Annotated in this window: 15 protein-coding genes; all 15 read right to left on the bottom strand. The window is 58.6% G+C overall.

Annotated elements, in window-relative coordinates; genetic code table 11:
- Positions 1 to 85 precede the first annotated feature (85 nt).
- Complete coding sequence (locus ACTQ1E_RS02995) at positions 86 to 817, bottom strand: GntR family transcriptional regulator (protein ID WP_154514994.1); 732 nt, start codon at positions 815 to 817, stop codon at positions 86 to 88.
- 184 nt (positions 818 to 1,001) lie between these two features.
- Positions 1,002 to 2,084 (bottom strand): PTS system mannose/fructose/sorbose family transporter subunit IID, encoded by a 1,083-nt coding sequence (locus ACTQ1E_RS03000; RefSeq protein ID WP_138374505.1) that lies wholly within the window; start codon positions 2,082 to 2,084, stop codon positions 1,002 to 1,004.
- Entirely contained in the window at positions 2,074 to 2,874 is an 801-nt protein-coding gene (locus ACTQ1E_RS03005) for a PTS mannose/fructose/sorbose/N-acetylgalactosamine transporter subunit IIC (RefSeq protein ID WP_154514996.1), read from the bottom strand. The genes ACTQ1E_RS03000 and ACTQ1E_RS03005 overlap by 11 nt, the downstream gene beginning before the upstream one ends.
- 90 nt (positions 2,875 to 2,964) lie before the next feature.
- Entirely contained in the window at positions 2,965 to 3,447 is a 483-nt protein-coding gene (gene agaV, locus ACTQ1E_RS03010) for a PTS N-acetylgalactosamine transporter subunit IIB (RefSeq protein ID WP_154514998.1), read from the bottom strand.
- A 36-nt stretch (positions 3,448 to 3,483) separates the two neighbouring features.
- On the bottom strand, positions 3,484 to 3,765 hold the full coding sequence (gene yajC / locus ACTQ1E_RS03015) for a preprotein translocase subunit YajC (RefSeq protein WP_022094612.1): 282 nt from the start codon (positions 3,763 to 3,765) through the stop codon (positions 3,484 to 3,486).
- Positions 3,765 to 4,208 carry a PTS fructose transporter subunit IIA gene (locus tag ACTQ1E_RS03020; RefSeq protein ID WP_117743271.1) on the bottom strand — a complete coding sequence of 148 codons (444 nt, stop codon included), beginning with the start codon at positions 4,206 to 4,208 and terminating at the stop codon, positions 3,765 to 3,767. The genes yajC and ACTQ1E_RS03020 overlap by 1 nt, the downstream gene beginning before the upstream one ends.
- Before the next feature lie 646 nt (positions 4,209 to 4,854).
- Positions 4,855 to 5,940, bottom strand: a complete 1,086-nt coding sequence (locus ACTQ1E_RS03025) for a hypothetical protein (RefSeq protein ID WP_441564661.1) — start codon at positions 5,938 to 5,940, stop codon at positions 4,855 to 4,857.
- Between the two features lie 126 nt (positions 5,941 to 6,066).
- The gene (locus ACTQ1E_RS03030) at positions 6,067 to 7,152 is read right to left on the bottom strand and encodes an isocitrate/isopropylmalate dehydrogenase family protein (protein WP_427728602.1); all 1,086 of its coding nucleotides are present in this window, start codon (positions 7,150 to 7,152) and stop codon (positions 6,067 to 6,069) included.
- A gap of 6 nt (positions 7,153 to 7,158) precedes the next feature.
- The gene (locus tag ACTQ1E_RS03035; protein WP_427718960.1) at positions 7,159 to 7,857 is read right to left on the bottom strand and encodes a hypothetical protein; all 699 of its coding nucleotides are present in this window, start codon (positions 7,855 to 7,857) and stop codon (positions 7,159 to 7,161) included.
- Between the two features lie 15 nt (positions 7,858 to 7,872).
- Entirely contained in the window at positions 7,873 to 8,301 is a 429-nt protein-coding gene (locus ACTQ1E_RS03040) for a hypothetical protein (RefSeq protein WP_427728604.1), read from the bottom strand.
- A 5-nt stretch (positions 8,302 to 8,306) separates the two neighbouring features.
- Positions 8,307 to 9,386, bottom strand: coding sequence for an NAD(P)-binding domain-containing protein (locus ACTQ1E_RS03045; protein WP_427718955.1), 1,080 nt, complete (start codon positions 9,384 to 9,386; stop codon positions 8,307 to 8,309).
- A 98-nt stretch (positions 9,387 to 9,484) separates the two neighbouring features.
- Complete coding sequence (locus ACTQ1E_RS03050; protein WP_427718953.1) at positions 9,485 to 10,438, bottom strand: DegV family protein; 954 nt, start codon at positions 10,436 to 10,438, stop codon at positions 9,485 to 9,487.
- Between the two features lie 80 nt (positions 10,439 to 10,518).
- Complete coding sequence (hpf, locus tag ACTQ1E_RS03055; protein WP_055285508.1) at positions 10,519 to 11,103, bottom strand: ribosome hibernation-promoting factor, HPF/YfiA family; 585 nt, start codon at positions 11,101 to 11,103, stop codon at positions 10,519 to 10,521.
- 317 nt (positions 11,104 to 11,420) lie between these two features.
- Entirely contained in the window at positions 11,421 to 12,413 is a 993-nt protein-coding gene (locus ACTQ1E_RS03060) for a substrate-binding periplasmic protein (protein ID WP_441564722.1), read from the bottom strand.
- A 749-nt stretch (positions 12,414 to 13,162) separates the two neighbouring features.
- Positions 13,163 to 14,272, bottom strand: coding sequence for a hypothetical protein (locus tag ACTQ1E_RS03065; protein ID WP_441564663.1), 1,110 nt, complete (start codon positions 14,270 to 14,272; stop codon positions 13,163 to 13,165).
- Positions 14,273 to 14,275 lie beyond the last annotated feature (3 nt).

Raw genomic sequence — 14,275 nt, forward strand, 5'->3', positions numbered from 1 at the left:
CTGACGTGCAATTATACACTTCGGTTGGTTATCTGGTAGTAACCAGTTAAATGCAAGGAATCACCATATGGAAACGATGCGAACACTAGTTGCTACGCTGGTGGTAAACCTTGTATTTAAACTGATCGGCACGAGCAACCGAGAGCGTATACTCCACAACCTCGTTTGACTCGTTATACGTAGTCCTGACCAAATCGAGCACAGGCGACCCCTCGACAATTGCCAAAAGGTGGGCATCGGTGGGACGGGCTATGCTCGCATAGAACTCCTCTTCGGCCACGCGAATCTTTTGCTGAAAGTCCTGCTCAATCACATCGTAAAGCGGCTTACTCTCCAGCAGTGGTCGCTTTAGGGACAGAAATTGACGAACCGGCAGATAGCTGCGTTCGACCATCATGGGCATGTTGTCGGCAGAACGAAGGCGCTTGAGCTTAAAAACGCGATCACCGATATGCAATCCCATATGCTCGGCTAGATTCTTATCGGCCTCCATCTCGCAAAACTCGAGAATCGTGGTCTCGGGGTCACGACCCATCGCGCGCATCTGTTCGGTAAAGCTGTAGGACTGCATAAGATTGGTTGCCTTTGCCGAACGGTCGGTCACAAAGGTACCGCGACCGTGCTGCCGAACCACCAGTCCTAAACGCTCCAGTTCCTGCAGAGCCAAGCGTACCGTGGTGCGCGAGAGACCATAGCGCTCCGAAAGTTCGCGCTCGGAAGGAATCATGTCACCGGCGCGATATTCATGGTCAATCTTTTCGGTCAGAATATCGACCAGCTGATCGTACAGCGGTTGCTTACGCGCCCCGATCGCCATCCTATCCTCCCATTTTCTCAAACTCGGCTACTACCTTGGGTGGTTAACATTATCTGTCTGCTACATCCGAATCATCAAGAAAACAAAAGCCGCGCGCTCTTTCGAGCACGCGGCTTTTAACATACACATGGCTTAAGGGGTCGGGGTGTGAGCCGCGTAGGGACACACCCCTCAAGCTAGAGCCTTACCAGATGCTCGGCCAGAGACCAAGCGGGCCAGCGCCCAGGATGCCCAGGACGAAGAGCAGCAGAATGCCCTTGGTCGGGGTCCAGCTGTGCTTAGCGAACATGTAGTAAAGCAGCAGCGTAAGCATAAGCGGGACGAGTTTCGGGACGATGGTGTTGAGGGTGTCGGCAACAGAGAAGTTGACCGGATCCTCGGTAACGGTGCCGTAGGTCACGGACTCCATGCCGTTGCCCAGATCGGTGACGCCGCACTCGACAGCGTTGCCGTCGGCATCGGAAGCGGTGAGGGCGTTGCCGTCCTTATCGGTCATGGCAATGGTACCGGCCTCAGCGGTCTCGGTATCGATGCCCTCCATACCGGTGAAGTTCTCGGCCTCCTTCTCGGAGACGATCACGGTAGTAGCGGAGAGGCCACGGGTGGTGCCGTTGGGAATCTGAAGGTTGATCTGGGTGCCACCCATGGTGACGACCAGGCAACCGACGACGAAGACGCCCATGATGGAAGCGGCGCGCGTGAAGGCCTGCATGTTGGCGGTCAGAGCGTCTATAGCGCTGGTGCCAAGCTTGTAGGACCAGTTCATGAGCCAGAAGCGCAGTGCGAACTGGACGGCGTTGAAGATCACCAGGAAGATGATCGGCGCAGCGGCGTTGCCGTTGATGGCCATGTTGGAGGTGATGCCAGCCGTGATAGGCACAAGCGTCAGCCAGAACAGGGCGTCACCGATACCACCGAGCGGGCCCATTGCGGCGACGCGGACGGCGCGAATCGTGGGGATGTCAACCTTGTTCTGCTCGAGCGAAAGCACGATGCCCATAACAAAGGTGACGAGGAACGGGTGAGTGTTGAAGAACTCCAGGTTGTGGCTCATGGAAGCCGCGAGGTCGTTCTTGTTGGTGTGGATCTTCTCCAGACCGGGGATGATGGAGTAGAGCCAGCCAGCGGCCTGCATACGCTCGTAGTTGAACGAGGCCTGCAGGAAGCAGGAGCGCCAAGCCATCTTGTTGAGGGTCTTCTGGTCGAGCTGCGGAGCAGGAGTGAGATCCTCGTAGTGCTCCGGGATCACATACTCATTAGATGCCATCTTCGAAGTCACCTCCGTCAGAAACAGCTGCACCCTTCAGCTCGGTCTGCTGCTGGAAGTCCCAGAAAGCAATGCCGAAGCCGATGAGAGCGAGGATGAGCAGGGCAGGAGTTGCCAGAGAATCGTTGGCAACGGTGATGATCGCGAGGCCAAAGCCCATGAGGAAGAAGCCCCACATATCGCGGTTCATCATAACCTTGAGCAGGACGGCGAAGCCGACGAAGCGCATCATGCCGCCTGCAGCGGAGAGACCGGTCTGCAGCCAAGCCGGGATGGCGGAAGCGATGGTCTGACCGATGGTAGCGCCAGCGATGAAGAACAGGGTGACGACGATAGCGAAGATCAGGCCGAGCAGAGCCATGGCGAAGTAGTTCAGACGCTCGATACCCTTGGTGTCAGCGTTGTGAGCCATGTTGTCCGCGGAGGACATGAGCGGCGACATAAGCGTGAAGACCAGGGTAACGCCGAGCTGACCAAGCAGAGCGAACGGAATGGCAAGGCCGACTGCCGCGTTGGGCTCGAGGCCCGTGGCGATTGCGAGAATGGCTGCCATGATGCCGCCGATGACGGCGTTAGGCGGCTGAGCGCCTCCGATCGGCATGTTGCCGATCGTCATGAGCTGATAGGTACCACCCACGAGAAGACCGGTGTTGAGGTCGCCAAGGATAAGACCGATGACGGCGCCGGTGACGATGGGCTGATAGAGAGACTCGAGGAAGTTGAACTGGTCGATTGCCGCGACGAACGTGACGATGAAGACCAGAGCGACCTGGATGATCGAGTATTCCATCTTGCTCCTCCTTTCAAAATGTATGTACGCACTTTTGATATCACGTACAGAACGTCAGGGTTTCACTCCTGACAATGTGGATCACGAGGATTACGAGAAGAGCTTGCTCGTGTCCTCAACAGGCGTGCTCGGAACGCGCCTGATCTCCAGCTCCACCCCCAATTCCTGCAGCTCTTTAAACGCAGCGACATCCTCGTCGTTAACTGCGACGGAGGTGGCGACTTGGCGCTTTCCTTCCGACATGTGCATGTTGCCGATGTTTACCTTCTTTATAGGCACACCGCCCTTGACGAGCGTAAGCACGTCTTCCGGTGTTTCGGCCACGATGAAGATCTTCTGGCGCGGGCTCGCCTTGCCGATGACGTCGATGGTCTTCTGCAGGGAGAAGAAACGCGTAGCGACGCCGGCGGGAGCGGCCATCTTCATGAGGTTCTGGCGCATGGTATTGGTTGACACGTCGTCGTTGGCGACGAGGATGAGGTTGGAGCCCAGAGTGGAGTTCCACTGGGTGGCAACCTGACCATGAATCAGTCGGTTATCGATGCGGGTAAGAAGAATGTTGGGTTCTGCCATGTTGATCAGCTTCCTTTCGCTATTTGCTGACGACAGTTACTTGATCTCCTGAATCGCGTAACGCGAAACATCTACGACGGCTCCGGATCGGACTTTGATCTGGACCTTCTCGCCTTCAATGCCCTTGACGGTTCCGTAGATACCGCCGGCGAAAAGAACCTCCTGACCCGGCTTGAGCTCGGTGTGCAGCTCCTTGAAGTACTTCTGCTTCTTCTTCATGTTGATTTGCGACCAGATGGTGTAAATCAAGCCCATGATGACAAGCAGGCCTAAAAGAGCGACCGAGGAGCTCAGGACGTTGGCTCCGAAATCGGCCATTAGATGCCGTCCTCGTCGCCGAAGATATCCTCTTCGTCGGAGCCGGCAACGGATGCGACCGTCTGGGCGGTGATGCCCGTCTGGCCAACGGTCACTGCCTGCTCGCCAAGCTCGGCGAGCGTGGCATTGCCGCGGAGGAACAGAAGCTCAATAACCATGGGGAGGTTAGTGCCAGTCAGAACCTCGACGTTGTCGACATCCTGGGCAATCATCATCGACTGGTTAAACGGGGTGCCGCCAAGCAGGTCGGTAAAGACGAGCACGCCATCGCACTCCTCGCGCATGGCGGTAATAGCGGCGCGGAGATCCTCACCGTAGGAAGCAGCCTGATCGCCCTCAAAAGGAACGACGGTAAAAGCGGGCTGGTCACCGGCAACCATAGCGATAGCGCTTGCGAGACCGGGTGCGAACTGTCCATGACCGGTAAGAATAAAGCCAACCATTCAAATTTCCCTTCCGAAGGTGTGTACGATCTGAGTCCGATGATTTTCGGAAGCCAGCGGGCGCTCGCCCTTAAAGCTTCTTGGAAAGCGTTCTTTGAAGACCAGTGGTTTCTCAACTGGTAGTAACCACGTGACGTGTTGTTGTCACTATATCACCCCAGAAGAGGTCGCTTTCGTTGATTCATACAGTAAAACGTTTTTGCACCGCTCACGGTGATATTTCGACCGTTTACCGGTCGTTAACACATCTACCTGCGGTTTTGAAATCGTTTCGAAATGCTTTGGCAAAAGATCGGATCTTTTTCCGTGTCTAAACAACGCAGGGCGGCTAAAAATAGCGTGTAGAAAAATTGCAGGTCATTGTGAAGATATGTGAATTGGTCTTTTTGACTTAATACCAGTCTGAACCAGTTTTGAGATTATCGGTGAACGGTCGTTTTCGACCGTTCACCGGTTACTTGCAATCGTTTGCAGTTGTTTTCCCAGATGAATTAGGGAGACCCGATGAAGCACGTGCGTGATCATTCAATCTGCCCTTTCCGTCTCAATAGATAGCCCTCCAACGCAAAAAGCCCCCTAGAACGATGTCCGCTCTAGGGGGCTTCGGCAGATATTTCGGCTTCGTACTCGAAGGCTCAGGCAATCTTTACGCAAACAGGCCGTAGATGCTGATATTGGCCTTGGCGTAGAGGCCGTTGGCGTACTCGGTCCACTTGGAGCTGGCGCTCGAAGCCTGCGAAGAGTACTGCTGGTAGGCGGTGTAATAGGCGGTCATGGCCTGCTTATAGGTAGCGCTATCGGCCGTAAAGGCATCGTCGGCAAAAGCCTTAGCGTAGGTGCTATCGGCGTCCTTCCAGCTGCCCTTCTTGCTATCCCACTCGTCACCGGCAAGGTTGATGATGTAATCGGCGTAGTCCTTGCTCGCGGTGTCCTCGTTGCCGTCAGAAGGCTCGGTCGGAGCGATCGGCATGCTTGCGGAGCTATCGCCCACCTTCTTCTTGTAGAGCTTCTGCAGCGTTGCGGACTGGCGGACGATCTGCTTGGCCTGGTCCTTGGACACGCCATACTGCGTGGCCATGGTCTTGTAGTCCGAAGTGCCGATAGAATCCTCGGCGTACTTCTTCATCTCCTTAGAAGAGACGGTGATGCCCTCATCCTCGGCAGCGTCCAGCAGAATCTGGTTGCGCACGTAGGACAGGATGACATCGGCAGAGGGAGCGGTGTAGTTGCCATCGCTATCCTTGACGGTATCAAGGCTGTACTGGCTCTCGATGGCCTCGCGCGCGGTGATGTCGCTCTTCTTGCCGTTGTAGCTGTAGCTTGCCACGGTCGAATCGAGCTGGTCCTCGGTGAGGGTCGCCGAGCCGACGCCCTTGCCGCCAAAACCACCGTTGCCGATAAAGAAGCCGACCACAGCAGCGATCACGATGGCGACCACAAAGGCGGCAATCATCGTCTTCTTGTGCTTGGATGCGCTGTCGTCCACGTCGGAGTCATCGTCCTCGTCCTGCTCCTCAGGCATGAGGTTCTCGTCGGCGGCATCCGCGGCAATCTGAGCCTCCAGGCGGGCGTCCTCCTCCTCGGCGGTCGTGCCGGCAGCAATGTGCTCGGCAGACGTACCTGCGACCAGATCGATCTTCTCGTCCTCGTCACCGTCGGGCCCTTCGCCGCGCTCGATGATCTGGATGCCGTCGATCTCGTCCTTCTCGTCCTTCTTTTGAATCAGACCCATATCAGTTACTCCTTGTTAAGAAACATAGTCCTCAATAGAATACGCCCGACAGAGCGCCGGGCGTATTCATTCTCAGGTTATCCGCAAACGTATAAGTACCGCTTAGGCGTTTGAAGCCGTATCCCCTTAGGCAAGATGCGCGATAACGGCATCGGCAAAGGCCTGCGTGCCCACGGCGCCCTCAATGGAGCCGGTCTGGGCACGACGCACGTCACCGGTAACCTGCTCGCCCTCGTCGAGCGTGGCAGATACGGCGGCGCGAATGCGATTGGCAGCGTCGTTCTCGCCCAGGTGATCGAGCATCATAGCCGCAGACAGAATCTCGGCCGTGGGGTTAGCGATATCCTGACCAGCGATATCGGGCGCGGAGCCATGCGTGGCCTCAAAGATGGCACAGTCGGCTCCGATATTGGAGCCGGGGGCCATGCCAAGGCCGCCTACAAGACCGGCGCACAAGTCGCTGACGATATCGCCATACAAATTGGGCAGGACCAGAACATCGAAGTCGTTGGGGTTCTGAACCAGACCCATGCAGGTGGCGTCGACGATCTTGTCGTTGAACTCGATATCGGGATAGTTGGCAGCTACCTCGCGAGCCACGCGCAGGAACAGGCCGTCAGTCGCCTTCATGATGTTGGCCTTATGCACGGCCGTCACCTTTTTGCGGCCGCAGCGGCGAGCATACTCAAAGGCGTACTCCACAATACGGCGGCTCTTGGCGATGGAGATGGGCTTGATCGAGATGGCGGAATCCGCGGCGAAGGTTTTCTGACCCGAGCGCTCGACAAGCTGTGAAAGCTCCTCGACCTCGGCAGCGCCTTCGTCGAACTCAATACCAGCGTAGAGGTCCTCGGTGTTCTCGCGCACGATAACCAGGTCGACATCGCGGAAGCGCGAGCCATCGCCCGGTTGCGACAGGCAGGGGCGCACGCAGGCGTACAGATCGAAGTACTTACGCAGGGCAACGTTGACGCTGCGGAACCCCGTACCGACCGGCGTGGTGATGGGGCCCTTGATGGCAACTTTGGTCTGGGCGACGGCATCGAGCACATGCTGGGGCAGCGGCGTGCCAAACTCGTCCATGACGCCGGCACCGGCCTCCTGGACGTTCCAATTGATCTGGACACCGGCGGCCTCGACCACGCGGCGCATGGCCTGCGTAATCTCGGGACCGATCCCGTCACCGGGAATCAGGACTACATCGTGCGCCATAATCTGTTACTCCTCGTCTTCGGCGTCGTCAGATTTTTTAACGCTAGCACGCTTCTTCTTTTTGGAGAGATCCAGGCCAAAACGTTTAACAAGCATTTCGCAAATCTCGCTCGAACGGGCCTTGAGATAGCTGCCCTTGCCGTTCTCGGCATCGAACTTAAGGCGCAGCGCAAGCTTCTCGGCGATCTCGGCATCGATCTCGCCTTTGCCAAACTCGTACAGGCAGCCGAGCATATCGCGATACTCGAGGTCACCGTGGTAGCACTGGATGGCCTCGTCCAGGATGGGCCAAGCCTCGCGCGAACGCTCGACGCTCGTGGCACCCCACACACACAGCAGGCGGAAGGCGGCATAGCGCAGCGTGGAGGAAATCTCGTCAAACAGTGCGGTCTCGGCGCCCTCAAAGGCATCACCCAGCTGGTCGGGGCAGGTGGTGGCGAGCGCCGCCAGGGCATCGAGGGCCTCCCAGCGAGTCTGAGCCTCGGGCCGGTCGAGCGCCTCGATCAGCGCGGGCACGCAGGGCACGACGCGCTGCGGGTCGCGCTCGGCAAGCAGGTGCAGCACGCGGGCGGCAAACTGGCGGATACGGCGCGTGGGGCAGCCGAGCTCCTGGACCAAGCGGTCGACGGTGTTCTCGTTCTCCTCTGCCAGCTGAAGCTGTGCCAGCTCCTCGTCGGTGAGCTGTTCGTCTTTGTTTTCTGCCATAGTTACCTCTTCTTACTATTTCTTAGTGTGCCTGCCAGCACCCTTGCTGTCATCGGTGACCGAGATGAGCTGTCGGTCAGCCGCGCCATTGCGACGCGCGCGGCGGCGCTCCTCGGCGTCTCCTGCGTCGGCGGCGGCGCGATGAGCCTGGTTGACGTTAAAGACCTCATCGTGCTTGCGCCACGGACCAACGGACTCGCCAAAGCTCATCTTAAGGCCGGCGATAAAGCCGCCAAGCCAGCCGATCGGCGCAAACTGCACCAGCGGGAACAGCGAGAACACCCAGGTCAGCAGGACGACTGCCGCCGCTCCTGCAAAGTTGGCAATCCAGTAGTCGCGCTTGGTGACGACGCGCTTTTCGCACGCCCACTGGCCGCACAAAAAGCCAATGTAGATCGCAAAGAGAAAGAGCACTAGTGCAAGCACCACGAACGTCCAGCTCATGGGCGCTACTCCTCGTGATGGTGGCCGCAGCAGCACTCGTGGCCGTCGTCATGGCCGTGGCCGCCGCAGCACTCGTGGTCCTCGCCATGGTGGTGGCCACAACCGCACTCGTGGTCGTCGCCATGCTCGCCGCAACCACAGCCTTCCTCGTGAGCACCATGCTCCTCGGGACGATACTGCGACCAGTCCAGACCGGCGGCAATGGCGTCGGCCTCCTCCTTATAGAGGACATTGATGGCCTGGGTACCCAGCTTGGCACCACCGATGGCGTCGAGCATGTCATAGAGCGTAAAGGCCACGTCGGCGCCGGGCAGCGCAAGCTCGCGATCGTCGGCATAGGCGAGCGCCAAGCGCAGGTCCTTGATGAAGTGCTCCACCATAAAACCGGGCTTGTAGTCGCCGTCGAGCGCCTTGGGCGCCAGGCTCTCCATGGCACCGGACTTGCCGGTGCCGCCCAGGATCATCTGACGGGTCTTCTCCATATCAAGGCCGCTCAGCTCGGCAAACGCCAGCGCATCGGCCATGCCGACCATGCAGGCGCCCAGCGACACCTGGTTGGCGAGCTTGGCAGCCTGGCCCTTGCCGGCGCCGTCGAAGCAGCAGATGGTTGCCGCAAAGGTGGAAAGGATATCGCGGACCGGGGCAATGTCGTTCTCGGTAGCGCCCACGATAGCCGTAAGCGTGCCGGCGATAGCACCCGACTCGCCGCCGGTGACGGGGCAGTCAAACGCCATGCGGCCGGAAACCTGGGCGGCCTCGGCAATGTCGCGCGCCAGCTCGGGCGAGCTCGTGGTGAGGTCGATCAGGACCGCACCGGGCTTAGTGCACGCGAGCAGACCGTCGCCCGCCAGGTAGAGCTCCTCGACCTCGGAGGGATAACCCACCATGGTAAAGACGACATCGGCGTTCGCCGCGGCATCTGCCGGCGTATCGGCCCAGACGGCACCGCGCTCAACAAGCGCTGCAGCCTTGGACTTGGTGCGGTTGTTGACCGTGACGGGATAGCCAGCGTCCAGAATGTGGCCGGCGATAGGGGCACCCATGATTCCGGTGCCGATAAATGCGACAGAGAGCTTGTTTGCCATGAAACCTTTCCTTTTGGGTTGGGTGTTATTACCAGGTTGAATACTCGTTGCCAGCGTTTGGGCTGTGAGTCGAGGGCGATTACGGACGCAGCGCTTGTCTACTGGCCGCGCACGCGGCGGGCGATGCGGTCGGAAAGCGACGCCTTGTCGGTGCGGTTCTTGCCCCAAAACGCGCAGGCCACCATGCCGGGGCCCACGTGCGAGCCGATGGTGGGGCCCACGGAGCTGCGAATGATCGTGACGTCGGCGCAGCCCTCCTCCTTGCGGATGGCGGCTTCGAGCCAGTCACCGTCCTTTTCGGCATCGGCCGTCATGATGGCGATGGGCATGGTGCGATCGGGCACGTAGTTCTCGCGGAACGACTTGAGGATGGACTTGAGCGCCTTCTTGCGGCCGCGGTTGACGCCGATCAGCGACAGCGAGCCGGCAAGGTCGTAGGAGAGCTCGGGCTTGACGTCGAGCTTTGCCGTGAGCTGCGCCGCCGCGGGCGGAATGCGGCCGCCGGCAGCCAGCGCATCGAAGCTCTCGAGCGTAAAGTAGCCGTGCACGTAGGTCTTGGCCTCGTTTGCCCAATCGACCAGCTGCTTGGCAGTCAGTCCCGCCGAACGCTGGCGCACGGCCTCAAGCGCCAGGAGCTCGCCGGTCGCGCAGGGCAGAGCGTTGTCGACCACGTAGAGCTCAAAGTTGGGATACTCGGCGCGCACGGCATCTGCCGCCTGGCACGCGGAGTTGTAGCTCGACGACAGCGCCGAGGTAAAGCACAGGTAAACCGTGGGCGTGCCCTCTTTGGCGCACTCGGTAAAGAACTCGATATAGCGACCGAGCGACACAGCCGAGGTGGACACGCGGGCACCGGCGCGCATGCGGTCGTAGAACTCCTTAGGGCTCATGCTCGACCAGATGTCGTCCGTGCGCTCCTCGCCATCGATAATGAAAGGGAAGCCCAAGATATCGACATCGAGGTTCGCGGCGACCTCGGGGTTAAAGTCGCAGCAGGTATCGACGACGATACGGCAACGGTCCGAATGACCGGCGGATGCGGCCTTGTCCATCAAAGCGACTCCTTACGTAAAAAAGGCGGCCACCCGCATGGGATGGCCGCCAACCGTTAACTCATGCAAGTTAACGTATTTTACTCGTCAAGTGTTTCGATGCGGGGCTTGATGATGCCATATCCACCATTCTTACGGTGATACACCACATTGATGAGGCCAGTCGTCGCGTTCTCGAACACGTAGAAGTCGTGGCCGAGCAGATCGGTCTGCACCAGCGCCTGCTCCTCAGTCATCGGGGTGACATCGATGACCTTCTCGCGGACGAGCAGGTCGTCGTCCTCCTCGGGCAGCAGCAGGTCGGCCAGATCCTCGACGCGCTCGACCGGTGCGACATCCGCGGCGCTGGCACCGCCCTGGCGGTTGTCCACAACCTTGGTCTTGAACTTGCGCAGCTGGCGGGTGACCTTATCGGCGGAGAGATCGATAGCGGCATACATATCTGCGCCGTGCTCGGCGACGCGAATCACAGAGCCGCGGGCACGAACCGTGACCTCGACGATTGCCGGGTTGGGGTTCGAGGGGTTCTTCTCATAACGAAGCACGACGTCGACTGTCATGGGCTCGATATCGAAAACCTTGAGCGCCTCGCCGATCTTCTCGTCCACATGCGCACGCAGAGCATCGGTTACCGTCGTCTTGCGTCCAGAAACCTTGATATCCATACGTGGCTCCAATCTGCCTCGGGGACTTACTGTACTGGCTATGTACCCATTGCCGTGCATTTAATCACCCGAATTCCCAAAGGCCCGAATAACGACTGCTTGATACCGCATACCGAAGTCTCGCACTTTTCCGCGGCAAAGTGCGCTATATGAGGGCGTCGGCGGAGTTGGTTTTTCTCCTGGAAATTGCCCTTGAGCTGCTGATTTTATCAAAATTGAAAAGCCGGGCTCCCCTATGGGGGAGACCCGGCCATGCGTGTTGAAACCGTGAAGAAGCGCCTTGTTCAATGTATGGCAGGCGCCACCCCTACCAATAACTAGCTATTGAGCTTGTTGATGTCATCGTCGGTGATGGCGCCCTCCTGGCTAGACGACGGGCTGTCGCCGTTGTTATCGGAGGTGTCGCCATCGGAGGACTCGGTCTCGTTGGACGTAGATTCGGATGCCTGCACATTGGCCCCCGAAACAGTCTTGGCGGTAAGGTCATAGGGCATTTGGCCGTACCAGACGCAGTGGACCGCCTCGAGCGTGCCGTCGACCGTGATGTCGTCGAGGGCATCGCCCACGGCACGGCACAGCTCATCGTTAGAGCTAAGGCCTGCGACGCCAAGCGTGGAGGGCGTCTCGAGCGTGCCGACACAGGAGATCTGGCTCATCAGGCGCGCGAGGTAACCACCGGCCGTGGAATCACAGATCACGTAATCGACCTCGCCCGACTCGAGTGCCTCGAAGCACTCGTTGATGTTGGAGAAGGTCTTTTGGTTGGCCGTGATGCCCTGCTTGGCGAGCGCTTCCTGCGAGGCCGAAAAGGTCTGAACGCCCAGGGTAGCGGTGTTAAGCGTTTCGGTGGAAACGCTCAACGACTCGCCGTCAGTGCTCTTGCCGAATACGGCGGGGGCGTCGTACAGACAGGTGCCAAGCGAGCTGATATCGCCGTCCGTAGAGCTGACGTCGCCAATGAAGATATCGGCCTTTTTATCGCTGAGCGCGGAATCGGCCGAGGACGCATCGACAAAGGCGACCTTGAGACCCATGCGGCATGCGAGGGCACGAGCGGCATCGACCGCATAGCCCGTGAGGTTTCCGTCGGCATCCTGCATGGCTTGCGGGGCATCGGAAGTATCGAGGGCGACCGTCAGGGTTCCCGGCGTGACCAGGGCATTGTCCGATACCGTGGGGGTAACGGTCTCGCGCTTGATCTGGTCGATCGTGGGCGTCGTGAACGTGGACAGTGGATTGAACGCGCATCCACTCAGGCCCAAAACGGCAATGACCGCCGCGGTCCCAGCACCCAACCGAGCTGCATGCATCAAGCTGCCCCTCACCATGTCCGCTACCCTGCCTTCTGTGTCGTATACGATCCGTGCCCTGCACGGAATATCGGGTTGTTCCCACCAGCTGACCTGGTATTTGACCCCACACTTGCGCACCGGGGCGTTTGCTCGGGAGGCCGCAGCCACCTTCACGACTGGCCCGCTCGCCCGCGAGGCGGTATTGCCCCAAAGAAAGTAGAACGGACGGTACGGCTTACATCTAGGACGCGCCATGATCGCGCCGCGCGCACGCGGTCGCTTACGTGGATCCCTTTGACCGCGTCTGTCTTGGACTTGGATGGGCGCATTGCCCGTCCGCAACCACAGCCTGGCGGGAACGTAGCGCATTATAGCTAAGTTCAAGCTAAAGTTTAAGGTTAGGTCGTCATTCGCACCGTGAGCACAGATTTTGCAGGTCGGAGCGGACCGTGCGTGTTCCCATGAAGCCCGGAGCTCCCCTACGGGGAGCTCCGGGGCGCCCGCCTCGGGGTGCCGTGGCCAAAAAATGGCAAATATGAGTACTGTTACCAATTTTGTAACAGGCAATTTTGGCCTCTCGGACAGATTTTGAGCTTAGCGTCGCCAATCTGATGCTTAGTTATTCTACATTTGTTTATTATCTTCTTTCTTTACGCCGCCTCCGAGTCCTAAATTCTTTGATTTTGCTGTTACTGATTTAGTGACAGTACTCATATTTGCCATTTTTTGGCCAGGGCATATGATTAACCCCCTATTTTCGACGCGAATTATATCGGTTTAAGCCCAAAACACGCCCGCAGCGTGTTAAGCAACGCCTCTTGCTTCTTCCTGCGGGCATCGACACGATTCCGGTACCGCTTTCGCATACGCTGGTGGATGCGCCATGCGAGTGCCTCCATTGCCTCCATGTCGCAAAGCATTTCGTTGTTGACCGTCGCGACCTCGATTCCCATAGTAATCAAGCCCGTGTTGCGTTTTTCATCATGGATACGTCCCCTCCGGGAGGAATGGCCCAGCTCACCGTTGTATTCCAGGTCAAACCGGGCTGCTTCCTGATACGCATCGCAAACTGCATGCGGCATCCCCGAGATTGCCTGCGCGCGGTCATCGAACTCAATCTTGTAGTCGGTCTTAAAAGGACCGCAGGCAAATCCACCATAGGAAAACGGAAGTGAAAACATGGCAAGCATGATGCACTCCATGGGTGAGCGCAGGTTTTCCGACAGATAGGGACACAGCCGCCGCAGTTGTTTGGCCGCACTCCCCTTGCATGTCGCAAGGTAATCTGCCAGGCGATCGGGCGTCAGCACCGGCTCGACTTCAAAGTAGCCCACGTCTGCCGGTTGGTCCTTGTCCTTTGCAAGTCTATTCGCAACAGGCGAGGTATAAGGAGGTAGATACTTCCCGCGATCGCTTAGTGAAATCTTGGAACACAGTTCCTGGGCCAGGGCAAACGCCTGGGTACAGCCGACCTCGCGGGCGACGGCAACACAAAGGGCCTCGGGAGATAGGCTGTACACCCCCGGTTCCACCTCTAGAATCGAGCCGGCAGGCAACCTGGAGCACACGGACCAGCCCACGCCAGGCATGCGGCGGCGCTGCGCCGCAGATCCCACCAGCAAGCACAGATCTTCTTGCACTTCGCCGCTTTTGGCTCCAATTCGCACCAGGTCGGGAAGATAGATATCCTCGGTCGAAGGCGATGACGTACACAGCACGCGGCGCTCTTCATCGGGATTGAGGTCCTTCCAGCCGATGTAGCCCATCTGCCGGCGCTCGGCTCGAATCAAGCGCAACGCCGAGGCGCCCGCCAGAATCACGGAAGCCGCTAGCTGCTCTTTTGTCGGTTTATTGTGCTGCCTGATTGTTACCGCCACACG

This window comes from Collinsella sp. LCP21S3_C7 (assembly GCF_052118485.1).
Lineage (GTDB): Bacteria > Actinomycetota > Coriobacteriia > Coriobacteriales > Coriobacteriaceae > Collinsella.